The following is a 22,256-nucleotide window of genomic DNA, read 5'->3' as shown; positions in this document are numbered from 1 at the left end:
TCTCTGCCCCAGGTCACACATCCTGTGCCGACAGTTTGCGGGGCAATACGTAATGACGCTTCCCATCTATGACCTTGCCGACCTGCGCACTGTGCTGAAGCGCGACGACATGCTGCGCGTGGTGCGCGATGCCTGTATGCAACATGCCCAAAACAACGTCATCAGTGCCAAGTCCGGCGAGCTGCTGTTCCAGGAACCTCCTGGGGACTGTCATATCAGGCTCGGCTATTTGCGGGGCGGGGAAACCTTCGTCGTCAAACTGGCCATGGGGTTCTATGAGAACCCGTCCAAGGGGTTGGACACCAATAACGGGTTGATGCTGGTCTTCAGCTCACACACCGGCAAGATCATCGCCATCCTCAACGATGAAGGCTGGTTGACCAGTTGGCGGACAGCCGCCGCCGGGGCATTGGCGGCGAAGGCCGGCGCTCCGCCACAGGTCACCGCGCTGGGTATTCTCGGCACCGGGCATCAGACCGAACACCAGGCCCACTGGGCCGCACACCTCCTCGGGACCGACCGGGTGTTTATCTGGGGGCGGGACCCGGCCAAAGCCGCCCGGCTGGCAGAGAAACTGGGGCATCACGGTTTGTCGGTTCACGCGCTGGCCACGGTTGAGGAGGTGTTCGAGTACTGCAATGTCGTCATCACCTGCACGCCGTCAACCCAGGCAATTGTTCCGGTGTCCGTCGTAAAACCTGGCACCCACATCGTCGCCCTGGGCGCGGACAGCCAGGGCAAACAGGAACTTGACCCGCACATTCTGGCGATGGCCCAGGTCATCATGACCGACGACCACCGCCAATGCGCGGAGCGCGGTGAACTGGGGCATGCCCTTCGCGCCGGGCTGGTCACCAACACTGCCGACATCTCCCTGGGGCACGTGTTGGCAGGCAACCTCCCAGGGCGCATCAACGCTGACGACGTGACCGTCGCTGACCTGACCGGCCTTGCAGCCCAGGACATTGCCATCGCCACCCTGGCTGTCGGGTTGGTCCGGGCCTTGGCGCCTGGCGATGCGGACAACGTCACCCCCTCCTAGGTACCGAATCAACACCTGAATAAACAATAACAATAAGGTAGGTATTCAAATGAAAAAGCCGCTTAGTACGATTTCCACAGCATCCCTCTGGCTGCTCTGCACCGTCACGGGTGCGGCACACGCTGAAACACTGCGCATTGCCAGCGAAGGGGCTTATCCACCGTTCAATTACGTGGACTCCACCAACACACTGCACGGCTTCGATATCGACATTGCCAACGCCCTGTGTGAGCGAATGAAGGTCACGTGCACCTTTGTCACTCAGGACTGGGAGGGCATGATTCCCGCGCTGCTGGCGAAAAAATACGATGCCATCGTGGCCTCGATGAATGTCACCGAAGAGCGCAAAAAGAAAATCTCCTTCACTAACCGCTATTACCGCACACCGTTGTCGGTCGCCGTGGCCAACGACTCAGGCATCCGCGATGCCCAGACCGACTTTAAAGGCCTGACGGTGGGCGCCCAGTCTTATTCGACACAAGCCATCTACGCCGAAGAACGCTATGGCGCGGCCGGCGCCACGGTGAAGCTCTACCCCTCCCAGGACGAAGCCGCCAGCAACCTGGCGGCCGGGCGCCTGGACGGCGTCATCGCAGACAAATACCCACTGCTGGCATGGGTAGAAAGTGCCGGTAAAGACTGCTGCAAGATCCTCGGGGACATTGACGGCACCAACACCGATGCGGCCATTGCGGTACGCCAGGAAGACGTCGCGTTGCGCGAGCGGCTGAACCGGGCGCTGGACGAAATCGTCGCCGATGGCACTTACAAAAAGATCGCCAGCCGCTACTTCGCCTTCGATATCTATTGACCTTCGGGGCCCGGGCACTGGCCCGGGACGCTCCTCCGGTACTGCAGCGCCGTGCTGATCTTGAGCACCGCGCGCCCGTGCAGGTCAAATTTCGCGAGAGGGTTCTGGCATGCTCGAACAACTGTCATTGTTATCTTTTGCCAGCGATGGCTGGGGCTCGGCGCTGCTCGCAGGTGCGTTGGTCACGATCGCCCTGGCCCTCGCCTGCGTGCCGCTCGGTTTGCCGCTGGGCCTGGCAGTGGCGCTGGCGGCGCGGTCCAGACGGCGCTGGTTGCGGACTGGAGCCACGGCATTTTCCACGGTATTCCGTGGACTGCCCGAACTACTGACCCTGCTGATCATTTATTACGGCTGCCAGATCGCCGCACAAAAGCTATTCGCCGCCATGGGTTACCAGGGCGAGGTAACCATCAACACCTTCGTCGCGGCCATGATTGCCTTCAGCCTGGTGTTTGCCGCGTTTTCCAGCGAGATCTGGTTAAGCGCCCTCAAGACACTGCCCAAGGGTCAGCTGGAGGCGGCCGACATGCTGGGCTTGTCCAAGGGCACGACCTTTCGCAGGGTGGTCCTGCCACAACTGACACGCATCGCCTTGCCCGGCCTGTCGAACAACTGGTTGTCACTGCTCAAGGACACCTCGCTGGTTTCGACTATCTCCCTGGTCGACCTGATGCGCCAGACCAGCCTGGCGGTCAGCGTGACCAAAGAACCCATGCTGTTCTACACCGTGGCCTGCTTGGGCTATCTGTTTTTCTCGGCGCTGTCCGGCCGCGTGTTCCATGTGCTCGAACGCTGTTTCAGCCGCCACCAACAGAGTGCCAAGCCATGAACATCGAGAATCTGTGGAGCACGCTGCTCAACGTGGCGTTGCTTGAACGTTACGCCCCGCGCTTTATCGACGGCTTGCTGGTAACCGGCAAACTGGTGGCGATTTCTTTCAGCCTCGGGGCATTACTGGGTCTACTGATTGCCTTGGGCCGCTTGTCGACCTATCGCTGGGTGCGCGGCTTCACTGGCGTCTATGTGTACTTCTTTCGCGGTTCGCCGCTGCTGGTCCAGCTGTTCATGCTGTATTACGGCCTGGGGTCTTTCAAAGGCTTCTGGCAAGAGGTCGGTCTCTGGTGGTTCTTCCGGGATGCCTGGCTCTGCACCCTGCTGGCCTTCACGCTGAACACGGCGGCCTATCAAGCCGAGATCATGCGCGGTGCCCTGACCGCCATCGCACCGGGCCAGCGCGAAGCCTCGCAAACCCTGGGCCTGTCTCGCTGGACCACCTTGAGAAAAGTCATCCTGCCGCAATCGCTGCTGGTCGCCATCGGGCCGCTGGGTAACGAACTGGTCCTGATGATCAAGGCCAGTTCCATCGCCTCGCTGGTCACTATTTATGACCTGATGGGCGTTACCAAACTGGCCTTCTCACGCACCTTCGATTTCCAGATCTACCTCTGGGCGGCGGTGCTGTACCTGGTCATCGTCGAAGTCGTCAGACGCGCGCTCAAACGACTGGAACGGTCACTGAGCAAGCACATCGGGTAATCCGGTCTCCCCCCCACACTGCGGTCCAGAGGGCTAGTCATGAATTCGTACATCACCGCATCAGACGGTCGTTCCCTTTCTGCCCCGCCCACGCGAAAGTCCGTGGTGCAAATCAGTGGATTGAACAAATGGTATGGCAACTTCCAGGTCCTTCACGCCATCGACCTTAACGTCAGCCAAGGTGAGCGCATCGTTCTGTGCGGCCCTTCCGGCTCGGGAAAGTCGACCTTGATTCGCTGCATCAGCCGCCTTGAAATTGCCGAGAGCGGGGTCATCCGAGCGCTGGATACCGACCTCGGGAAACCTTCGCCGGCCAGGCATAAAGCGTTGCGCGAGATTGGCATGGTGTTCCAGAACTTCAACCTGTTCCCCCACATGACGGTCCTGCAAAACTGCACCCTGGCCCCGATATCGGTACGCGGCCTGTCACGCAGGCGCGCCGAAGAACACGCACGGCATTATCTGAGCAAGGTCGGTATCGAAAGCCAGGCTAACAAGTACCCCAGCCAACTTTCAGGCGGCCAGCAACAGCGGGTGGCGATCGCCCGGGCACTGTGCATGGAGCCGAAAATCATGCTGTTCGACGAACCCACCTCGGCACTCGACCCGGAAATGGTCAACGAAGTGCTGGACGTCATCGTCAAATTGGCCGACACCGGCATGACCATGCTGTGCGTCACCCACGAAATGGGCTTCGCTCGCCAGGTCGCCGAACGGGTGCTGTTCCTCGACGCGGGACGCATTGTGGAAGACCTGCCCCCAGAGCAGTTTTTTACCGAGCCCAAGAGCGACCGGGCTCAAGCCTTCCTGGCGCAGATCCACCGCTGAGCGCGCAGGTATCGCCAAGACCGGACAACCTGTCAAAGGCAGGGTCGACTCCGTACAATCAGTCCCTTCACATTCAAGTGCTTTATTTCCCCATGGCCAATATCGCGTTCATGAATGCAGCGGCAGACGGCATCGCTGCCTTGCTTTTTCCCGACCTGGAAGCGGTGGTTCACGATATCCGCAGCGGATTGATCGTGCACATCGCGAATGGTTTCTCCAAGCGCAAAGTCGGGGATGCCTCGCTGATTTGCAATCTGCCGGAGCTGGACCAGGGTCTGGATGTCATCGGTCCGTATGAAAAGGCCGGCCCCAATAACCGCACGCTGCGCTCAATCTCTATCGCGGCCCGCTCCGAAGAGGGCGACATCGTCGCCCTGCTGTGTCTGAACTTCGATATGACGGCGTTATCCCAGGTGCAAAAGCTACTCAGCGGCTTCGCCGTGGGCCTGCAACCTCAAGCGCGACCCGCGCCGTTGTTCAGCGCGGATTGGCGGGAAAAGCTCAACGACATCGTCGAGGCCATATCCGTCGAACACTGCGTGCGGCGAAGTGACTTTGGTCGCACCGAGATCATGTACGCCCTGGCCCAAGCCAGAGCCAATGGCCTGCTGGACATTCGCAACTTCGTCGATTATTTCGGCGAGTACTTCGATATTTCCCGGGCCACGGTTTACAACTACTTGAGAGCAATCCCGCCAGAAAAAAACTAACCACCGGCCTCATTGGGCACTGATTAAACTGGGTGCCCTGGCGTGCTCCGCCGATAAACCCGGCGCGGCTGAGGACGCCGTCGGTTACCCCACTGCTCTTTCCGAGGAATGCCCATGTCCACTCCCAGCCTGACCTTGTTCCACAACCCCGCTTCGCCGTTTGTGCGCAAAGTCCGCGTGCTGTTGATCGAAACCGGCCAGCAGGACCGCGTCGCCCTTCACGGCTGCATGCCGACCCCGGTCAACCCGGATGCGCAGCTGGTACAAGACAACCCCGTGGGCAAGATCCCAGCGCTGCGCCTGGCCGACGGCACGGTGCTGCACGACAGCCGGGTGATCCTCGATTACTTCGACCACCAGCACGTCGGCAACCCGCTGATCCCTCGTGACGGCTCGGCCCGCTGGCGCCGCCTGACCCTGGCCTCGATGGCCGATGGCATCATGGATGCCGCCGTGCTGGTGCGTTACGAAAGCGCCCTGCGCCCGGTGGAGAAGCATTGGGCGCCGTGGCTCGACGAGCAGCGCAACAAGATCCGTCGCACCCTGGCCGAGTTAGAGGCTGATGCGATTGCCGAACTGACCAGCCACTTCGACATCGCCGCCATCAGCGTGGCCTGCGCCTTGGGTTACCTCGATTTCCGTCACCCTGATATGCAATGGCGGTCGGATACCCCGCAGCTTGCCGCGTGGTACGCCGAGGTCAGCCAGCGGCCGTCGATGTTGGAGACGCAACCGCCCGTGTGACCTCAAGACTCCCCCCGCGCCGGGCCGACAGTCTTTCTGTAGTGAGCGGGCTTGCCCCGCGCTGGGCTGCGCAGCAGCCCTAATCAAGCAACCCAGGGTGTATCAGGCACGCCTCAGCGGCTGGTTTTGGGGCTGCTGCGCAGCCCAGCGCGGGGCAAGCCCGCTCACTACACGGGGTCCGCGTAGATCAGGAAATAGCTGATTTATCCTGGCCACCAACTGCGCCTTCATCTGCTGATCCTCCCGCAATCCGATCATTGCACTGCCTCCAGGTCAAACTCCAATGGGGCGGTCACCTTGCGCTTGCCCACGCCATACCAGTCCAGTTTGCGCGTCAGCACCATCACCGTGCCCAGCAGGCCGAACAGCAGCAGCGAGCCCATCAGCAACGCGTAATCCTCGGCACTCAGCAGCCCGTACAGCAAGCCATACAACGCCGCCAGCCCGGCCGAAAAGCCCAGGCCATGGGTCACACTGCGCAGTACGTGGCATACGTAGAAGCCAATCAACACCACACAGGCGCTCGCCGAGATCAGGTAGGCCAGAGCGAAGCCTATGTGCTCGGACAACGACAACAGCAGCAGGTAGAAAAACGCCAGCGCAACACCCACCAAGGCGTATTGGATCGGGTGCACCGCCAGGCTTTTGAGCACTTCGAACAGGAAGAAACCGGCAAACGTCAATGCGATGAACAGCAGCGCGTATTTGATCGCGCGGTCGCTCTTGAGGTACTGATCCACCGGGTCGATGAAGTTCACGCCGAAGCTGCGGTTGTTGAAGTCCTCACAGCCTTGCTTGTCCAGGCAGGTTTGCAGGGCTTGTTCGAGGTTGGTGGAGAAGAATGAGGTCTGCCAGTTGGCGGTAAAGCCGTTGTCGGTCACCTCGCGTTGTGCCGGGAGAAAGTTGCCGATGAAGCTGGGGTGCGGCCAGTTCGAGGCGAGTGACACCTGGCTGGTCTTACCCACCGGCACCACTTGCAGTTGTTCGGTGCCTTGCAGGCGCAGGTCAAAGGCAAAGTCCACCACATAGGGCTTTTTGCTGTCCTGCTCCGGCAGCGCCACGTGCACGCCCTCACCCAGCCAATCCACCTGGGAGCCCGGTTCGAACTCCAGGCGCTGGCTGCCCAGTTCCAGCTTCAGCGCGTTTTCGATGCCACGAATATCGCTGATACCCACCGCCAGAAACGCCGGGTCAAAGCGGTAATCGGCATAGTCTTCAGTGATGCCCAACTGCGCAGGCAACTCGAAACGCCCGCTGATGCGGTTGTCGGCATGGAACAGCCGCGCCTGGTAGATGCCCCGTGCGCGCAGCTCGGTTTGCACTTTACCGTCAAGCTCAAAACGGTCCGGCAGGAAATACAGACGACCGCGCTCTTCACGGGTGACTTCGTAGCGTTTGTTGAGTTTTTCATTGAGCTTCCACTCGCGCACGGTCTTGCGATACGGCACCACCATCACCGGGCCGGTGAGGCGCTGGGCGTAGCTGGAGCTGCGGGCAATGTCCATCAGGACGCCATCGCGCAGTTGCTGGCGGTCACTGATGATGCCGTTGATCATCAGCAATGGAATCAGCAACAGCAGGATCAGCAGCGCAATCGCGCCAAGTTTGAAAAGCAGGCTGCGGTTCATGGGTCTCTCCCTGTTTTGATGGGGAGAGTCTGGGCAGCCTGTGTGGGGGATTTATGTGGGCAATGTGGAGACTGTGTGGAGATGCAGTACCACCTGCACGCCGCCTTCGACATTGCCGATCTGCAGCGCGCCGCCGTGCAGCTTCATCACTTCCTCGACAAAGTTGAGGCCCAGGCCGGTGCTTTTGCGCCCGCTGGCCGGGCGTGGCAGTGAGTAGAAGCGCTCGCTCAGGCGTGGCAGGGCGTAGTCGGGAATCGGCGCGGCCTGGTTGAACAGGCTCACCTGCACGTCGTTGTGTCGTGTCTGTGCGCCGAACCTCAACAGGCCGCCGGGCGGTGTGAAGTCCAGCGCGTTCTCCAGCAAGTTGCCCAGTGCCTGACGCAATAAGAAGGGTTCGCCATAGACCTTCACATCCGCCGCAATCGCTTGTTCGACTTGCAGCCCAGCACCTTCAATTCGCGCACATTGGGCGTTGAGCACCTCATCGACCATGGCCGCCAACGGGATGCTGGCCTGCGCTTCCAGGCCCTGGCGTTGCTCGACCTGCGCCAGGTTCAGCAAGCGTTCGATCAACTGCTGCAGGCGCGCGCTTTCGCTGTCGATATTGCCGACGAAGCGCTGCTGTTGTTCGCGGGTCATATCGCCCTGCAACAGCTCGGCCGCACCGCGTATCGCGGCCAATGGGCTCTTCAATTCGTGGGTCAGGGTGTGTACGTAGTGTTCGACGTAGGCTTTGCCCTCCAACTGCGTGCGCATGTGTTCCACGGCGGTGGAGAGCTGCTTGAGCTCACCGCCACGGTAATGCGGCAACTCCGCGCGCCGGCCCTCGCTGACCGCCTCGGCGTAAGCCGTCAACCGACGTAGCGCAACGCTCAGCCACCACGACAACAGTGCACCCAGCAGCAGGCCCAGAATCACCAGGCCGGCGCCATACCACAGCAGGCGACGCTCGGTGCGGTCGACATAGGGCTGCAACGAGCTATTGGGCTTGGCCACGGTGACCACGCCGATGATCTGGCCGTTGTCACGAATCGGCGCACCGACGTGCATCACCGACGAGGTAGGGTCATCCAGTTCGCTGCGGGTGGAACGGGCGCCGTATTCGCCGCGCAGGGTCAGGTACACGTCGTTCCACTTGGAATAGTCCTGCCCCACCGCTTCACCCGAGGAGTCGAGCAGCACGGTGCCCTTGGCGTCGGTCACGTAGATACGGTGGTTGACCTGGTTCTTCGGCAGCCCCCAGATGGTCGCGCCCGGCTGGCGATTGCCATAGGCCTTGAGCAGTTCCGGCCAGTGGCTTTGGCCGAGGGTGCCGTTCTTCACGTCATCGCGCAGGATCTCGGCCAGCAGGTTGGCAGTGTCCACCAGGGTTTCTTCGGTGGATTGGCGCACACCGGGGCGAATTTCCTTCATCACGGTGCTGAGCACAAAATAGCCGGTCAGGCCGATAAACAGGGCATACACCAGGAAAATCCGTAGCCCCAGGCGCATCAGCTGTTGCTCGGGCTGTAGCTGTAGCCGAGGCCGCGATGGGTCTGTATCGGCTCGGCATCGGCGGCCACGCTGCGCAACTTGCTGCGCAGGCTTTTGATGTGGCTGTCGATATTGCGTTCGTAGCCCGCATCGGCCGCCACACCGACCGCATCCAGAAGTTGCTCGCGGCTGAAGACGCGCTCGGGCTGTTCCAGCAGGCTTTGCAGCAAGCGGAATTCATGGCGTGTGAGGCTCAAAGGCTGGCTGCGATAACTGATCTGCATGCGCTCCAGATCAACCTGGAACACCGCAGGCGCAGCACTTGGGCCGATCCGTTTAAGGATCGCCCTGACACGCGCCGTCACTTCCCGTGGGCTGAACGGCTTGACCACATAATCGTCGGCGCCGATCTCCAGCCCCACCACCCGGTCGATCTCGCCATCCCGGGCACTGAGGAACATCACCGGCACTTCGCTGAACCGGCGCAGTTGCTTGCAGGTTTCAAACCCGGTGATGTCCGGCAGGCCGATGTCGAGGATGACCAGGTCGGCCGGCGTCTGGCGCTGATAGGCCAGCGCCTCCTGGCCGAGGCTCAGCCAGGTGGTGGTGAAGCCCTCGCCTTGCAGGGCGAATATCAGTGTGTCGGCTATCGCCGCTTCGTCTTCGACAATCAGGATATGCGGCATGGTGGTCCGTCAGCAGTCCGGTTTGTCCGCAGTGTAACGACGCGCCGGGTTTACCGCAGCGCCGAATTCACGCAGGGCCTTGGCGCCGATCAGCAACGGGTAGTTGAAGCTGCTGCGGTCGGTGAGGTTGACCTCGACGGTGCGCTTGACGTTGCCCAGGCACATTTCGAGGTCGACCACCGGACGTTTGGCCACGGTCGGCTCGTCCTTGTCGTCGTCTTCGTCGGCGCGGCTCTTGATCTTGCTGATGCGCGAGACTTTGTGTTCGTAGACTTTATTGGACGCATCCTTGCCGCCGAGGCGGAAGCGCACCCAATCGTCGCCATCACGGGTGAAGGTCTCGATGTCGCGGGCCGACAGCGAGGCGGTCAGCGCGCCGGTGTCCATCTTGGCCTTGAAGGTTTCGCCGATCTCCGGCAACTGGATGTATTCGTAGCGACCGTAAAGGGTCGGTTCGGCGGCCATGACAGGCAGGGCAGCCAGGGCGAGGGAGGCAAGGAGCAGTTTCACGAAGTGATTTCCTCGGAAAGAAGTAGGCGGATTCTAGACCGCAAAGGCAGCACTTAGTTAGCTCACCCCAGCATAACCGGCACATTGTGAAACATTCGTCCGGCGAATTGGGATTTGGCCTCTAGACTCAAGCTGCTTATCATGACCCGCCCACAGGATTCCAAGAGTTACTTATGCGCCGCCTGCTCACCGGCTGTTTTGTCTCACTGCTGCTCTTGCTCAACACCCTGGTCCTGATCGGCCCGCTGATGGTGTTTGCCCTGCTTAAGCTAGTGGCCCCCGGCCGCTATCGTGATTACATGTCGTGGGCGGTGATGTGGATCGCCGAGACCTGGGCAGAGATCGACAAGCTGATTTTCGCGCTGTGCATCCCCACCCAATGGGACATTCGCGGCGGCGGCGATTTGCGCGGTGACACCAGCTACCTGGTGATCAGCAACCACCAATCCTGGGTCGACATCCCGGCGCTGATCCAGGCCCTGAACCGGCGCACGCCGTTCTTCAAATTCTTCCTGAAAAAAGAGCTGATCTGGGTGCCTTTCCTGGGCCTGGCCTGGTGGGCGTTGGACTACCCGTTCATGAAGCGCTACACCAAGGCGTTCCTGGCCAAGCACCCGGAACGCGCTGGGCAGGACTTGAAGATCACCCAGGAGGCTTGCGAGCTGTTCAAGCGCCAGCCGGTGACGGTGGTCAATTACCTGGAAGGCACGCGGTTCAGCGAGGCTAAGCGCAAGCAGCAGGCGTCGCCGTTTGCTCGCTTGCTCAAGCCCAAGGCGGGCGGCGTGGCGTTTGTGCTGGCGGCGCTGGGAGAACAGCTGGACGCCGTGCTGGACGTGACCGTGGTCTATCCGCAGCAAAAGATTCCGGGGTTCTGGGACTTGATCAGCGGCGCGGTGCCCAAGGTGATCATTGACATCCAGACCCGTGAGTTGGATCCGGCATTGTGGCAAGGGGATTACGAAAACGATCCGGCGTTTCGCCAGACCGTCCAGAACTGGGTCAACCAGCTCTGGACGGAGAAAGACGCACGCATCGAGCAACTGCGCGCGGAGCGTCTTTAACTGCCGGTGCCCCAGGCCTGGGCCAGCTTGCCCAGCAACGAGCTGTTGGCACCCTGCCCGCCCAGGTATTGCAGGATCACCGGGGCAAACTGGCCGACCATCCCACTGTCCATGCCCAGGGCGCTGAACGCGGTGTTCAGGTCGTTGGTGTTCTTCACGTTACCCAGCAAACCGTCCAGGCCGCTGGTCTTGCTGCCGCCGGCCTGGCCGAGCATCCCGCTCAACGCCCCGAGGCTACCCAACGCATTGTTGCCCGACAGTTGGTCGAGGCCCGGCACACTATTGCCCAGTTGCGAATAGTCGTTGCCGCTCAGTTTGTTCTTGGCCAGGCCCAGCATGGCGCCCGTACCGCCTACGGCTTGTTCAGGAGTGATGTTCAATTGCGAGGTCAGGGCGCTGAGCAGCCCAGCCGTCTCGGAAGACGGTGCCGCAGCAGCCGCCTTGTTGTTGCCACCCTGCATGCCGGAAATGGCATTGGCCGCGTCGCCAAGGCTGAACCCTGCCGCAAACACCGGGCCGGCCGCCAGGGTCATCAGGCAGGAAAGGGCGAAACCGCGTGAAATCTTCATCGAAACAACCTCTGGGTGTAGGGGCGAAAGCAGGCGTTTGACTGGGTATCCGGCACATTGTTCCGGGTCGGCCGAGGAACCCAATCGGCATACCAGAGTCCATGAAATGACTTCAAGACTTGCCAGGAACAGCCATATGAGCGCCAGCCGCCCCCAAGTAATTGAACAAAAAAAACCATTCTGGAGCCGCCCACGCGTGTTCATAGGCGTCTGCGTGGCCATCGTCGCCGGGCTCGGCGGCGCGCTCTACACCCAAGACAACGTCAAGTCTGCCGCCACCCTGGTGACCACTGCCCAGCAACCCGCGGCACAGATCATGGCGCACAAGGACTACCTCGAAGTAGAACCGATCGCCACGGCAGCGGCTGAGCCGGATCGCAGCCTGGAACTGTGGGCCATGCCCGAAGGCAGCGCACCGGTGTCGCTTGGGCTGCTGCCGGAAGATGGCAAAGGCATTATCGGACTTAACCCGCGTCAGCAGAAAAGCATCCGCAAGCCGGTGGAGTTGATGGTGAGTTCGGAGACCAAGGGTGGGTCGGTGAGCAAGCAGCCGACAGGGCCAACCGTCTACCAAGGCGCCCTTGCCTACCGCTGAGACCACAAAAACCTGTGGGAGCGGGCTTACCCGCGAAAGCGGTAGGTCAGTCAAAGAGGCTTTAACTTAACCACCGCATTCGCGAGCAAGCCCGCTCCCACAGTTGGATTGCTGTGTGCCTGAGCGTTATGCCGCGCTGAAGAGTTTGTGCGGGTCAATCACAAACTTCTTCGGCACACCCGCATCGAACTCGCCATACCCACGCGGGGCATCATCCAGGCTGATCACCTGCACGCCGACGATTTCGGCAATGTTGATACGGTCCCACATGATCGCCTGCATCAACTGGCGGTTGTACTTCATCACCGGAGTCTGCCCGGTGTGGAAGCTGTGGGATTTGGCCCAGCCCAGGCCGAAACGGATGCTCAGGCTGCCCATTTTCGCGGCGGCGTCCACAGCACCTGGGTCTTCGGTGACGTACAGGCCGGGGATGCCAATCTTGCCGGCCACGCGCACGACGCCCATCAGTGAGTTGAGCACCGTGGCCGGTGCCTCTGCCTTGACGCCGTCATGGCCGTGGCCGCGTGCTTCAAAGCCCACACAGTCAACAGCGCAGTCCACTTCCGGCTCGCCGAGCAGTGCGGCGATCTGTTCGTGCAGCGGCGTGTCTTGGGACAGGTCGGCAATTTCAAAGCCCTGGGCCTTGGCGTGAGCCAGGCGGATAGGGTTGACGTCGCCGATGATCACCACGGCAGCACCCAACAGGCGGGCGGAAGCCGCAGCGGCCAAGCCCACAGGGCCGGCACCGGCGATGTACACGGTGCTGCCAGGGCCAACGCCGGCAGTGACGGCGCCGTGGTAACCGGTCGGGAGGATGTCGGAGAGGCAGGTCAGGTCGCGGATTTTCTCCATGGCCTTGTCACGGTCCGGCAGTTTCAGCAGGTTGAAGTCGGCGTACGGCACCAGCACGTACTCGGCCTGGCCGCCGGTCCAGTCGCCCATGTCGACATAGCCGTAGGCGCCACCGGCACGCGCCGGGTTGACGGTGAGGCACACGCCGGTGTGTTGTTCTTTGCACGAGCGGCAACGGCCGCACGCCACGTTGAAAGGTACCGAAACCAGATCACCGATCTTCAGGTTTTCGACATCGCTGCCCTTCTCGATCACTTCACCGGTAATTTCATGACCGAGCACCAGGCCGGTCTGGGCAGTGGTACGGCCGCGCACCATGTGTTGGTCGGAGCCGCAGATGTTGGTGGAGACCACGCGCAGGATGACGCCGTGCTCAATCTTCCTGCCACGGGGGTCCTGCATTTTGGGATAGTCGATTTTCTGTACTTCGACCTTGCCGTTGCCGAGATACACGACACCACGATTACCAGACATGCTTTCACCTCGCTGTTGTTTTTATGGAACTGCGTTGCCCATTTGGGTGGGCAGCGCGTTTAAGTGCTCGGGTACAGATGCTGTTTTCTTGCGTTGTTTGTGAGGGCCTCATCGGGGGCAAGCCTCCTCCCACATTCGACCGCATTCCAAAGGCAGAACTTGGTCAACTGTGGGAGGGGGCTTGCCCCCGATTGGCGCCAGTCAGAGCACCACCGTCCGATTGGCGTTCAAAAACACCCGCCGCTCAATGTGATACCCCACCGCCCGGGCCAATGTCAGCCCTTCGATATCCCGCCCCTTGGCAATCAAATCCTCGGGATAGTGGCTGTGATCCACCACCTCCACACCTTGGGCGATGATCGGCCCTTCATCCAGATCGTTGTTGATGTAATGCGCCGTGGCGCCCACCAACTTCACCCCCTTGTTGTACGCCTGGTGGTACGGTTTGGCGCCCTTGAACCCCGGCAGCAACGAGTGGTGAATGTTGATCGCTTTGCCATCCAGCTTGCGGCACAGCTCCGGCGACAGCACTTGCATGTAGCGCGCAAGGATCACCAATTCGGCGCCGGTATCTTCCACCACTTGCCACACCTGACGCTCCTGGGACGGTTTGTCGTTGGGGTCGAGGGGGAAATGGTAGTAGGGAATCTGGTGCCAGTCGGCCAAAGGTTTCAAATCGGGGTGGTTGGACACTACCGCAACCACGTCCATCGACAGTTGGCCGATGCGCTGGCGGTACAGCAGGTCGTTCAGGCAGTGATCGGCCTTGGAGACCATGATCACCACTTTTGGCCGGTAGTTCGGCGCCGTCAGCTCGAAGATCATGCCAAAGGCTTCACCACGAGTGGCCAGGCCATCGCGGAAACCCTGCTCGTCAAAACCGTCGGGCTGGCGGAATTCCACGCGAATAAAAAATCGCCCGGAAAGCCGATCATCGAACGAATGGTGCTCGGTAACGTAGCAACCCTGCTCGAACAGATAGCGGGTGACCGCGTCCACCGTGCCGAGCACGCTGGGGCAATCGGCGGTCAAAATCCATGTATCGGGTGCGCGGCTCATGGGTGATTCCTCAGGCTTGGACGCTCAGGCCGAATTCAGCCGAGGCATCCTGCAGCCACAACCACCAGTAATCCGAGAAGCTGCGACGGATCACCAGCTCCCAGGTGTCTTCAGCCGTGTGGCGGATCACCAGTTGCGACTTGGCGAACACCGTGCCCACCGCCTTGCCCACCGGGAAGTTGTTGGGGTGCACGTCGTAGCTGGTGGATTTCATCAGCACATCGCGCACGTTCGGGCCACTGAGCTCAAGGATCTGCTGGCCGCCGCTGACGTTGACGATCTGGATATGCAGGTCGCCCAAGGCGGCACGCAGGTTTTGCTCGGCGGCGAATTCTTCACCGCTTGGCACGACCAGCAGCCACTCATCCGGGCCGAGCCATTGCAAGCTGGTTTCGCCTTTGACGATGACCTGCAGGGCGCCTGGAAGCTCAATACCGAGGGCTTTGTGTACGCCGGCGGCGAAGGCTGCATCGTGGCCATCGCCACGAAGGGTCAGGTGGCCAAGGAGTTTCTTTTCACGCACGGTCACGCCGGCGTTTTTGCGGCCCTTGCCGATCAGGCTGGCGAGGTCGGCATGGTGCAGCGACGACTCTGCTTTGGCGCCGGTGGTGGGGCGTTGTTGGTATACGTTGGCTGCTGTCATAGAGCACCTGTCCTGAATTCTATGGTGACTGTTCTGGCCTCATCGGGGGCAAGCCCCCTCCCACAGGGGAATGCATTTCAACATGTGGGAGGGGGCTTGCCCCCGATGCAGGCGACTCGGTCTATCAAATGTTCTGCCGTTCACCTTTCGGATCAAAGAACACCGAGGACACAATCTCCGCCTCGATCACGCTGCCATCCGCTTGCGGCGAGAACACCCGCTCACCGATGCGCTTCAAGCCGCCCTTCACCACCGCCATCGCAAACGAATAGCCGAGGGAGTTGTGGGCATAGCTCGAGGTGACGTGGCCGACCATCTTCATCGGGATCGTCTGCTTCGGATCGAACACCAACTGCGCGCCTTCCGGCAGCCACACGGTTGGGTCGATCGGCTTCAAGCCCACCAGTTGCTTACGCTCTTCACGCACGCAGTCTTCACGGTTCATCCCACGCCAGCCGATCCACGAGAACGGCTTGGTGCGGCCGACGCACCAGCCCATGTTCAGGTCGTCCGGGGTCATCGAGCCGTCGGTGTCCTGGCCGACGATGATGAAGCCCTTCTCGGCCCGCAGCACGTGCATGGTTTCGGTGCCGTACGGGGTCAGGTTGTACTTTTTGCCGGCCTCGACGATCTGTTCCAGCACGCCCATGGCATAGTCGGCCTGCACGTTGACTTCGTACGACAGCTCACCGGTAAACGAGATGCGGAACACTCGCGCCGGCACACCGCCGACCAGGCCTTCTTTCCAGGTCATGAACGGGAAGCCGTCCTTGTCCAGGTCGATGTCGGTGACCTCACTCAACAGCTTGCGGCTATTGGGGCCGGACAGGGTCATAGTCGCCCAGTGGTCGGTGACCGAGGTGAAGTACACCTTGAGGTCTGGCCATTCGGTCTGCTGGTAGATTTCCAGCCACTGCAGCACGCGGGCGGCGCCGCCGGTGGTAGTGGTCATCAGGAAGTGGTTGTCGGCGAGGCAGGCAGTGACGCCGTCGTCGAAGACCATGCCATCTTCTTTGCACATCAGGCCGTAGCGCGCCTTGCCCACGTCGAGCTTGGTCCAGGCGTTGCTGTAGATGCGGTTGAGGAACTCACGCGCGTCCGGGCCCTGGATGTCGATCTTGCCGAGGGTCGACGCGTCCAACAGGCCGACGCTGTCGCGCACGGCCAGGCATTCGCGTTTCACCGCGGCGTGCAGGTCTTCACCGTTGCGCGGGAAGTACCAAGGGCGTTTCCACTGGCCGACGTCTTCAAACTCGGCGCCGTTCTTGACGTGCCAGGCGTGCAGGGCGGTGTAGCGCACCGGTTCGAAGATGTGCCCACAGTGACGGCCCGCCACCGCGCCGAAGGTCACCGGCGTGTAGTTGGGGCGGAACATGGTGGTGCCCATCTGCGGGATGGTCACGTTCAGCGAGCGCGCAGCAATGGCCAGACCGTTAACGTTGCCCAGCTTGCCCTGGTCGGTGCCGAAGCCGAGCGCGGTGTAGCGCTTGACGTGCTCGACCGACTCGAAACCTTCGCGGGTCGCCAGTTCGATGGCGGCGGCGGTCACATCGTTTTGCAGGTCGACAAATTGCTTCGGTGCCCGTGCAGTCGGTTTGTCGTGCGGCACTTGGTACACCGCCAGCGTCGGCTCTTCCAGACGGCTCAAGGCTTTGGGCAGCGTGCCTTCCACCGGGGCGAAACCCGCTTCACTGGCCGCGCGCACGCCGCCTTCGAAACCATCGGCGAGCGAATCGCCGAGGCTATAGACGCCGTTGATACCGCCGACGCACACGCGTTTCTGCGGGGCTTCACCCGGTACGAAACCGAGGATGTCTTCACGCCAGGTCGGCTTGCCGCCAAGGTGCGAGGCCAGGTGGACCACCGGGCTGTAGCCGCCGGAGCTGGCCACCAGATCGCACTCCAGCCACTCGCCTGGGCTGGTGACTTTATGCGCTTTCACATCGATCGCGGCCACACGGGCAGCGGTGACGTGCTTGCTGCCACGGGCTTCGATCACGGCGCTGCCGGTGAGGATACGAATGCCTTTGGCGCGGGCTTCTTCAACCAGGGCGCCGCGTGGGTTGTGGCGCACATCAGCCACTGCCACCACTTGCAGGCCAGCGTCGAGCCAGTCCAGCGCAACGCGGTAGGCGTGGTCGTTGTTGGTCGACAACACCAGTTTCTTGCCCGGTGCTACACCGTAGCGGCGCACGTAAGTCGAGACTGCACCAGCGAGCATGTTGCCCGGCACATCGTTGTTGCCGTACACCAGCGGGCGCTCGCACGCGCCGGTCGCCAGCACCACACGCTTGGCGCGGACACGGTGGATACGCTGGCGCACCACGCCAATCGGCGCACGGTCACCGAGGTGGTCGGTAAGGCGTTCGTGAATGGTCAGGAAGTTGTGGTCGTGGTAGCCGTTGACGGTGGCGCGAGGCAACAGCACCACGTCCGGCAGCGCCTTGAGTTCCGCGATAACGCTGGCGACCCATTCCGCAGCCGGCTTGCCGTCGAGGCTTTCGCGCGAGTCCAGCAGCGAACCGCCGAACTCTTCCTGCTCATCGGCGAGGATCACGCGGGCACCGCTGCGCGCAGCCGCCAGGGCAGCGGCCAGGCCGGCGGGGCCTGCGCCCACCACCAGCACGTCGCAGTGACGGTTGAAGTTGTCGTAGGTGTCCGGATCGTTCTCGGTCGGCGAGCGGCCAAGGCCAGCCGCCTTGCGGATGTACTTCTCGTAGGTCATCCAGAACGATTGCGGGTACATGAAGGTTTTGTAGTAGAAACCCGGCGGCATCAGCTTGCCGCCGACCTTGCCGAGAATGCCCATCACGTCATTGTTGACGTTCGGCCAGCCATTGGTGCTGGTGGCGACCAGCCCCTGGTACAGCGCCTGTTGCGTGGCGCGCACGTTAGGGATTTGCGTGGCTTCGGTCGCACCGATCTGCAGCACGGCGTTCGGCTCTTCGGCGCCGGCGGCAAAGATGCCACGAGGGCGCGAGTACTTGAAGCTGCGGCCGATGATGTCGACGCCGTTGGCCAGCAGGGCTGCGGCCAGGGTGTCACCTTCAAAGCCTTTGTAGCTCTGGCCGTTGAAGGTAAACGTCAGGACTTTATTGCGGTCGATGCGGCCACCGTTGGACAGGCGATTGGTCTGGCTCATACCTTCTCTCCAGCAGCCTTGGCGGTGAATTGCGGCTTGGTGCCGATCTTGTAGGTTTCAAGAATTTCGTAGGTCAGGGTGTCGCGGGTCGCGTTGAAGTACTGGCGGCAACCGGCGGCGTGAATCCACAGCTCGTGGTGCAGGCCACGGGGGTTGTCGCGGAAGAACATGTAGTCGCCCCACTCTTCATCGGTGCAGGCGTTCGGGTCCAGCGGGCGCGGGATGTGCGCTTGGCCGGACGCGTGGAATTCCTCTTCGGAGCGCAGTTCGCCACAGTGAGGACAGAAGATATGCAACATAGGGAATTTCTCCTGTTAGTGGGCGACGGCCGCAGCGCCGTGTTCGTCGATCAACGCACCGTTGTGGAAACGGTCGATGGAGAATGGCGCGGCCAACGGGTGCATTTCGCCCTTGGCGAGGCTGGCGGCAAACACGTTGCCTGAGCCCGGCGTGGCCTTGAAGCCACCGGTGCCCCAACCGCAGTTGAAGAACATGTTCGGCACCGGGGTCTTGGAGATGATCGGGCACGCATCCGGCGTGGTGTCGACGATGCCGCCCCACTGGCGGTTCATGCGCACGCGGGACAGCACCGGGAACATCTCGACGATGGCCTGGATGGTGTGTTCGATCACCGGGTACGAGCCACGCTGGCCGTAGCCGTTGTAGCCGTCGATACCGGCGCCGATCACCAGGTCGCCCTTGTCGGACTGGCTGATGTAACCGTGCACGGCGTTGGACATGATCACGCTGTCGATAATCGGCTTGATCGGCTCCGACACCAACGCTTGCAGCGGGTGGGATTCGATCGGCAGACGGAACCCGGCGAGCGAAGCCATGTGCCCGGAGTTACCGGCGGTCACCACACCGACGCGCTTGGCGCCGATAAAGCCCTTGTTGGTTTCCACGCCGATGCACACGCCGTTTTCCTTGCGGAAGCCGATCACTTCGGTCTGCTGGATCAAGTCCACGCCGAGGGCGTCGGCGGCACGCGCAAAGCCCCACGCCACGGCATCGTGACGGGCGACGCCGCCGCGACGTTGTACGGTGGCGCCGAGTACCGGGTAGCGGGTGTTTTTCGAGCAATCGAGGTACGGGATCTCGTCGGCCACTTGCTTGGCGTTGAGCAGTTCGCCGTCCACGCCGTTGAGGCGGTTGGCGCTCACGCGGCGCTCGGAATCACGGATGTCCTGGAGGGTGTGGCACAGGTTGTAGACGCCACGCTGGGAGAACATCACGTTGTAGTTCAGGTCCTGGGACAGGCCTTCCCACAGTTTCATCGCGTGCTCGTACAGGTGGGCCGACTCGTCCCACAGGTAATTGGAGCGCACGATGGTGGTGTTGCGCGCGGTGTTACCGCCGCCCAGCCAGCCTTTCTCGACCACCGCCACGTTGGTGATGCCGTGTTCTTTTGCCAGGTAGTAGGCAGTCGCCAGACCATGCCCGCCGCCGCCGACGATGACCACGTCGTAAACCTTTTTAGGGGTCGGCGTGCGCCACATCTTCTGCCAGTTTTCGTGGTGGCTGAGTGAATGCTTGAAGAGGCCGAAGCCTGAGTAGCGTTGCATAGTCATTACTCCAAAACCGCGCTCAGCGATAAACCGGGAAATCAGCGCACAGGGCAGACACGTGCTTGGCCACGTTGGCCTCGACATCGGCATCACCGAGGTTGTCGAGGATGTCGCAGATCCAGCCGGCCAGTTCGATGCACTGCGGCACTTTGAAACCACGCGTGGTCACCGCCGGGGTGCCGATGCGCAGGCCCGAGGTCACGAACGGCGACTGCGGGTCATTCGGCACGGCGTTCTTGTTGACGGTGATGTGGGCGCGACCGAGGGCGGCGTCCGCCTCCTTGCCGGTGAGGCCCTGACGGATCAGGCTGACCAGGAACAGGTGGTTATCGGTGCCACCGGACACGACATCGTAGCCGCGCTTGATAAACACGCTGGCCATGGCCTGGGCGTTGTCGATCACTTGTTGCTGGTAGACCTTGAAGCCAGGCTCCTGGGCTTCCTTGAAGCACACGGCCTTGCCGGCGATGACGTGCATCAGCGGGCCGCCCTGGGCGCCAGGGAACACGGCAGCGTTGAGTTTCTTCTCGATTTCTTCGTTGGACTTGGCCAGGATCAGGCCGCCACGGGGACCGCGCAGGGTCTTGTGGGTGGTGGTGGTGACCACATCGGCGTACGGCAGCGGGTTCGGGTACAGGCCGGCGGCAACCAGGCCGGCAACGTGGGCCATGTCGACGAACAGCAGCGCACCGACCTTGTCGGCGATGGCGCGAAAGCGTGGGAAATCCAGGGTCTTGGAATAGGCAGAGAACCCCGCCACGACCATTTTCGGCTTGTGTTCGACGGCCAGGCGTTCGACTTCGTCGTAGTCGATCAGGCCGGTGTCGGTGTTGATGCCGTACTGCACGGCGTTGTACAGCTTGCCCGAGGACGACACCTTGGCGCCGTGGGTCAGGTGACCGCCATGGGCCAGGCTCATACCGAGGATGGTGTCACCGGCGTTCAGCAGCGCCAGGTACACCGCGCTGTTGGCGGAGGAGCCGGAGTGCGGCTGCACGTTGGCGTAATCGGCACCGAACAGCTGTTTGGCGCGCTCAATGGCCAGGGCCTCTACTTTGTCCACGTGCTCACAGCCACCGTAGTAGCGCTTGCCCGGATAGCCTTCGGCGTATTTGTTGGTGAGGCCGCTGCCTTGGGCTTCCATCACGCGTTTGCTGGTGTAGTTCTCTGACGCGATCAGCTCGATATGATCTTCCTGACGCTGCTCTTCGGCATTCATGGCCGCCAGCAGTGCGTCGTCATATCCCTGGATCTGGTCTTTTTTGCTGAACATCGCGTCTCTCCCAGCCTTTCGTATTGTTGAGGCCCATGCAGGGCCCTTTGATGCGATGGTAGGGCTGGTGCAGACAGGTCAAATGCCTACGGACGCCACGCAAAGGTGCGTTTACGACATGGCAGGAACAACGCGGAAAAAATGTGGGAGGGGGCTTGCCCCCGATAGCGGTGGATCAGCTTGCACATGCCGTGGCTGACACCACCCTATCGGGGGCAAGCCCCCTCCCACACCGCTTAGGCGATGATGTGACGGACGAGTAGCAGCAGCAGGAAATGCAGGGGATAGAGGGCATACGCCCAGCGGCGCATGGCCGGTGGCGAGGTGTTTTGGGTGTGTCGCAACAGGACCAGGCCGAGCAGCGGCGCAAGCAGGCAGGCGCTCAGTCCCATCAGCGCCACCGGCGTGCCGCTATCGAGCAAGATCTGCCATTGATTGGCAGCCACACACAGCAGCCCCGGCAACACGCTGAAATACCATGGCCGACGAAACACCCATAACATCGCCCACGGCAGCAATACACCGAAAAACCCGAACATAAGGTGTGTGGAAAATACAGCGCCGATCATGACGGCAATTACCGCCAATCCCCGATCAAAAAGCGTCTTCTGCTGCCATCCTCGGGCAACCAGTAACCCCAGCGCCAAGGTCGGCAACACATTCAACGTATCGGCATCGTCGATAAACATCCGATAGGGCACTTCGCTGATCACACTGAACAGCAGCAGCCATCCCAGGTAACGCCATTGGCCCGTGACAGGTGCGTTTCTCGCCCGATGCAAATTCGCCGCAATCGCCAGGCAAAACCACGGAAACGCCAAGCGGCCCGGCACATACAGGCCATCCAGGCTCAAACCGACATACCGCAGGTGGTCCAGCACCATGCTCACCAGCGCCAGCCACTTGAGCAGATCCAGAGCGCCATCACGGACGCGTCCGACAGGCATCGTTTCAGTACCGTGCATAATTCCCCAGTGACTTTGCATTTACAGTGCGTGCGCACCCGCGACAATCTTGGTTACAGTGCGCACCAACATCGACCACAGGAATGG

Annotated in this window: 22 protein-coding genes; 9 read left to right on the top strand and 13 right to left on the bottom strand. The window is 61.5% G+C overall.

The window, feature by feature from the left end:
• Nucleotides 1–52 precede the first annotated feature (52 nt).
• The 7 genes from QCBJ_RS26185 to QCBJ_RS26155 all read left to right on the top strand — a co-directional run bounded on the left by QCBJ_RS26185 (nucleotide 53) and on the right by QCBJ_RS26155 (nucleotide 5,671).
• The gene (locus QCBJ_RS26185) at nucleotides 53–1,042 is read left to right on the top strand and encodes an ornithine cyclodeaminase (protein WP_102061896.1); all 990 of its coding nucleotides are present in this window, start codon (nucleotides 53–55) and stop codon (nucleotides 1,040–1,042) included.
• A gap of 49 nt (nucleotides 1,043–1,091) precedes the next feature.
• A complete protein-coding gene (locus tag QCBJ_RS26180; protein WP_102061895.1) occupies nucleotides 1,092–1,853 on the top strand; it encodes a transporter substrate-binding domain-containing protein in 762 nt (253 codons plus the stop codon).
• 109 nt (nucleotides 1,854–1,962) lie between these two features.
• Entirely contained in the window at nucleotides 1,963–2,682 is a 720-nt protein-coding gene (locus QCBJ_RS26175) for an ABC transporter permease (RefSeq protein ID WP_102061894.1), read from the top strand.
• Nucleotides 2,679–3,389 (top strand): ABC transporter permease, encoded by a 711-nt coding sequence (locus QCBJ_RS26170; RefSeq protein ID WP_093542465.1) that lies wholly within the window; start codon nucleotides 2,679–2,681, stop codon nucleotides 3,387–3,389. Before QCBJ_RS26175 ends, QCBJ_RS26170 begins: the two co-directional genes overlap by 4 nt.
• Nucleotides 3,390–3,428: 39 nt before the next feature.
• Entirely contained in the window at nucleotides 3,429–4,217 is a 789-nt protein-coding gene (locus QCBJ_RS26165; RefSeq protein WP_046034987.1) for an amino acid ABC transporter ATP-binding protein, read from the top strand.
• Between the two features lie 92 nt (nucleotides 4,218–4,309).
• Nucleotides 4,310–4,927, top strand: a complete 618-nt coding sequence (locus tag QCBJ_RS26160; RefSeq protein ID WP_046034986.1) for a transcriptional regulator — start codon at nucleotides 4,310–4,312, stop codon at nucleotides 4,925–4,927.
• A gap of 114 nt (nucleotides 4,928–5,041) precedes the next feature.
• Complete coding sequence (locus tag QCBJ_RS26155) at nucleotides 5,042–5,671, top strand: glutathione S-transferase family protein (protein ID WP_102061893.1); 630 nt, start codon at nucleotides 5,042–5,044, stop codon at nucleotides 5,669–5,671.
• Between the two features lie 254 nt (nucleotides 5,672–5,925).
• Here QCBJ_RS26155 and creD read toward each other — a convergent pair whose 3' ends face one another.
• The 4 genes from creD to QCBJ_RS26135 are packed head-to-tail and all read right to left on the bottom strand — an operon-like array spanning nucleotide 5,926 to nucleotide 9,968.
• Nucleotides 5,926–7,299 carry a cell envelope integrity protein CreD gene (gene creD / locus QCBJ_RS26150; RefSeq protein WP_015886232.1) on the bottom strand — a complete coding sequence of 458 codons (1,374 nt, stop codon included), beginning with the start codon at nucleotides 7,297–7,299 and terminating at the stop codon, nucleotides 5,926–5,928.
• 51 nt (nucleotides 7,300–7,350) lie between these two features.
• Nucleotides 7,351–8,790 (bottom strand): two-component system sensor histidine kinase CreC, encoded by a 1,440-nt coding sequence (gene creC / locus QCBJ_RS26145; RefSeq protein ID WP_046034985.1) that lies wholly within the window; start codon nucleotides 8,788–8,790, stop codon nucleotides 7,351–7,353.
• A complete protein-coding gene (gene creB / locus QCBJ_RS26140; RefSeq protein WP_015886234.1) occupies nucleotides 8,790–9,458 on the bottom strand; it encodes a two-component system response regulator CreB in 669 nt (222 codons plus the stop codon). Before creB ends, creC begins: the two co-directional genes overlap by 1 nt.
• Before the next feature lie 9 nt (nucleotides 9,459–9,467).
• Complete coding sequence (locus QCBJ_RS26135) at nucleotides 9,468–9,968, bottom strand: ATP-dependent zinc protease (protein ID WP_015886235.1); 501 nt, start codon at nucleotides 9,966–9,968, stop codon at nucleotides 9,468–9,470.
• A gap of 173 nt (nucleotides 9,969–10,141) precedes the next feature.
• Here QCBJ_RS26135 and QCBJ_RS26130 point away from each other — a divergent pair, with 173 nt between their 5' ends.
• Nucleotides 10,142–11,029 (top strand): acyltransferase, encoded by an 888-nt coding sequence (locus QCBJ_RS26130; protein ID WP_102061892.1) that lies wholly within the window; start codon nucleotides 10,142–10,144, stop codon nucleotides 11,027–11,029.
• On the opposite strand, the gene QCBJ_RS26125 is transcribed toward QCBJ_RS26130, so the two are convergent.
• Nucleotides 11,026–11,598, bottom strand: a complete 573-nt coding sequence (locus QCBJ_RS26125; RefSeq protein WP_015886237.1) for a DUF2780 domain-containing protein — start codon at nucleotides 11,596–11,598, stop codon at nucleotides 11,026–11,028. The two genes, QCBJ_RS26130 and QCBJ_RS26125, sit on opposite strands and share 4 nt — an antisense overlap.
• A gap of 136 nt (nucleotides 11,599–11,734) precedes the next feature.
• Between QCBJ_RS26125 and QCBJ_RS26120 the strand changes: the two genes are divergently transcribed.
• A complete protein-coding gene (locus QCBJ_RS26120) occupies nucleotides 11,735–12,193 on the top strand; it encodes an anti-sigma factor domain-containing protein (protein WP_043206004.1) in 459 nt (152 codons plus the stop codon).
• A 126-nt stretch (nucleotides 12,194–12,319) separates the two neighbouring features.
• Here QCBJ_RS26120 and fdhA read toward each other — a convergent pair whose 3' ends face one another.
• The 8 genes from fdhA to QCBJ_RS26080 all read right to left on the bottom strand — a co-directional run bounded on the left by fdhA (nucleotide 12,320) and on the right by QCBJ_RS26080 (nucleotide 22,169).
• Nucleotides 12,320–13,519, bottom strand: a complete 1,200-nt coding sequence (gene fdhA / locus QCBJ_RS26115) for a formaldehyde dehydrogenase, glutathione-independent (RefSeq protein ID WP_015886239.1) — start codon at nucleotides 13,517–13,519, stop codon at nucleotides 12,320–12,322.
• Between the two features lie 201 nt (nucleotides 13,520–13,720).
• Nucleotides 13,721–14,578, bottom strand: coding sequence for a formyltetrahydrofolate deformylase (purU, locus tag QCBJ_RS26110; protein WP_016977808.1), 858 nt, complete (start codon nucleotides 14,576–14,578; stop codon nucleotides 13,721–13,723).
• A 10-nt stretch (nucleotides 14,579–14,588) separates the two neighbouring features.
• Nucleotides 14,589–15,221, bottom strand: coding sequence for a sarcosine oxidase subunit gamma (locus QCBJ_RS26105; protein WP_064054269.1), 633 nt, complete (start codon nucleotides 15,219–15,221; stop codon nucleotides 14,589–14,591).
• Between the two features lie 124 nt (nucleotides 15,222–15,345).
• Nucleotides 15,346–18,363, bottom strand: coding sequence for a sarcosine oxidase subunit alpha (locus QCBJ_RS26100; protein WP_102061891.1), 3,018 nt, complete (start codon nucleotides 18,361–18,363; stop codon nucleotides 15,346–15,348).
• Complete coding sequence (locus QCBJ_RS26095) at nucleotides 18,360–18,662, bottom strand: sarcosine oxidase subunit delta (protein WP_015886243.1); 303 nt, start codon at nucleotides 18,660–18,662, stop codon at nucleotides 18,360–18,362. The genes QCBJ_RS26100 and QCBJ_RS26095 overlap by 4 nt, the downstream gene beginning before the upstream one ends.
• Nucleotides 18,663–18,677: 15 nt before the next feature.
• Nucleotides 18,678–19,928: a sarcosine oxidase subunit beta gene (locus QCBJ_RS26090; protein ID WP_010207084.1), complete on the bottom strand. Its 1,251-nt coding sequence runs from the start codon at nucleotides 19,926–19,928 to the stop codon at nucleotides 18,678–18,680.
• Between the two features lie 22 nt (nucleotides 19,929–19,950).
• A complete protein-coding gene (gene glyA / locus QCBJ_RS26085; protein WP_015886244.1) occupies nucleotides 19,951–21,204 on the bottom strand; it encodes a serine hydroxymethyltransferase in 1,254 nt (417 codons plus the stop codon).
• A gap of 236 nt (nucleotides 21,205–21,440) precedes the next feature.
• The gene (locus tag QCBJ_RS26080; protein WP_046034981.1) at nucleotides 21,441–22,169 is read right to left on the bottom strand and encodes a TraX family protein; all 729 of its coding nucleotides are present in this window, start codon (nucleotides 22,167–22,169) and stop codon (nucleotides 21,441–21,443) included.
• Nucleotides 22,170–22,256 lie beyond the last annotated feature (87 nt).

Source organism: Pseudomonas sp. QC2 (assembly GCF_002859085.1).
GTDB classification, from domain to species: Bacteria; Pseudomonadota; Gammaproteobacteria; order Pseudomonadales; family Pseudomonadaceae; genus Aquipseudomonas; species Aquipseudomonas petroselini.
Note: the sequence above shows the minus strand (reverse complement) of the source record. Positions and strands in the feature narration are given on the sequence as shown.

Excerpts from the sequence above, each read along its gene's own strand:
- purU (WP_016977808.1), bottom strand. The coding sequence starts at position 14,578 with ATGAGCCGCGCACCCGATACATGGATTTTGACCGCCGATTGCCCCAGC.
- QCBJ_RS26180 (WP_102061895.1), top strand. The coding sequence starts at position 1,092 with ATGAAAAAGCCGCTTAGTACGATTTCCACAGCATCCCTCTGGCTGCTC.
- QCBJ_RS26125 (WP_015886237.1), bottom strand. The coding sequence starts at position 11,598 with ATGAAGATTTCACGCGGTTTCGCCCTTTCCTGCCTGATGACCCTGGCG.
- QCBJ_RS26165 (WP_046034987.1), top strand. The coding sequence starts at position 3,429 with ATGAATTCGTACATCACCGCATCAGACGGTCGTTCCCTTTCTGCCCCG.
- QCBJ_RS26100 (WP_102061891.1), bottom strand. The coding sequence starts at position 18,363 with ATGAGCCAGACCAATCGCCTGTCCAACGGTGGCCGCATCGACCGCAAT.
- QCBJ_RS26185 (WP_102061896.1), top strand. The coding sequence starts at position 53 with ATGACGCTTCCCATCTATGACCTTGCCGACCTGCGCACTGTGCTGAAG.
- fdhA (WP_015886239.1), bottom strand. The coding sequence starts at position 13,519 with ATGTCTGGTAATCGTGGTGTCGTGTATCTCGGCAACGGCAAGGTCGAA.
- QCBJ_RS26175 (WP_102061894.1), top strand. The coding sequence starts at position 1,963 with ATGCTCGAACAACTGTCATTGTTATCTTTTGCCAGCGATGGCTGGGGC.
- QCBJ_RS26095 (WP_015886243.1), bottom strand. The coding sequence starts at position 18,662 with ATGTTGCATATCTTCTGTCCTCACTGTGGCGAACTGCGCTCCGAAGAG.
- QCBJ_RS26170 (WP_093542465.1), top strand. The coding sequence starts at position 2,679 with ATGAACATCGAGAATCTGTGGAGCACGCTGCTCAACGTGGCGTTGCTT.
- QCBJ_RS26155 (WP_102061893.1), top strand. The coding sequence starts at position 5,042 with ATGTCCACTCCCAGCCTGACCTTGTTCCACAACCCCGCTTCGCCGTTT.
- QCBJ_RS26120 (WP_043206004.1), top strand. The coding sequence starts at position 11,735 with ATGAGCGCCAGCCGCCCCCAAGTAATTGAACAAAAAAAACCATTCTGG.
- QCBJ_RS26160 (WP_046034986.1), top strand. The coding sequence starts at position 4,310 with ATGGCCAATATCGCGTTCATGAATGCAGCGGCAGACGGCATCGCTGCC.
- creB (WP_015886234.1), bottom strand. The coding sequence starts at position 9,458 with ATGCCGCATATCCTGATTGTCGAAGACGAAGCGGCGATAGCCGACACA.
- QCBJ_RS26130 (WP_102061892.1), top strand. The coding sequence starts at position 10,142 with ATGCGCCGCCTGCTCACCGGCTGTTTTGTCTCACTGCTGCTCTTGCTC.
- creC (WP_046034985.1), bottom strand. The coding sequence starts at position 8,790 with ATGCGCCTGGGGCTACGGATTTTCCTGGTGTATGCCCTGTTTATCGGC.
- QCBJ_RS26105 (WP_064054269.1), bottom strand. The coding sequence starts at position 15,221 with ATGACAGCAGCCAACGTATACCAACAACGCCCCACCACCGGCGCCAAA.
- creD (WP_015886232.1), bottom strand. The coding sequence starts at position 7,299 with ATGAACCGCAGCCTGCTTTTCAAACTTGGCGCGATTGCGCTGCTGATC.
- glyA (WP_015886244.1), bottom strand. The coding sequence starts at position 21,204 with ATGTTCAGCAAAAAAGACCAGATCCAGGGATATGACGACGCACTGCTG.
- QCBJ_RS26080 (WP_046034981.1), bottom strand. The coding sequence starts at position 22,169 with ATGCACGGTACTGAAACGATGCCTGTCGGACGCGTCCGTGATGGCGCT.
- QCBJ_RS26090 (WP_010207084.1), bottom strand. The coding sequence starts at position 19,928 with ATGCAACGCTACTCAGGCTTCGGCCTCTTCAAGCATTCACTCAGCCAC.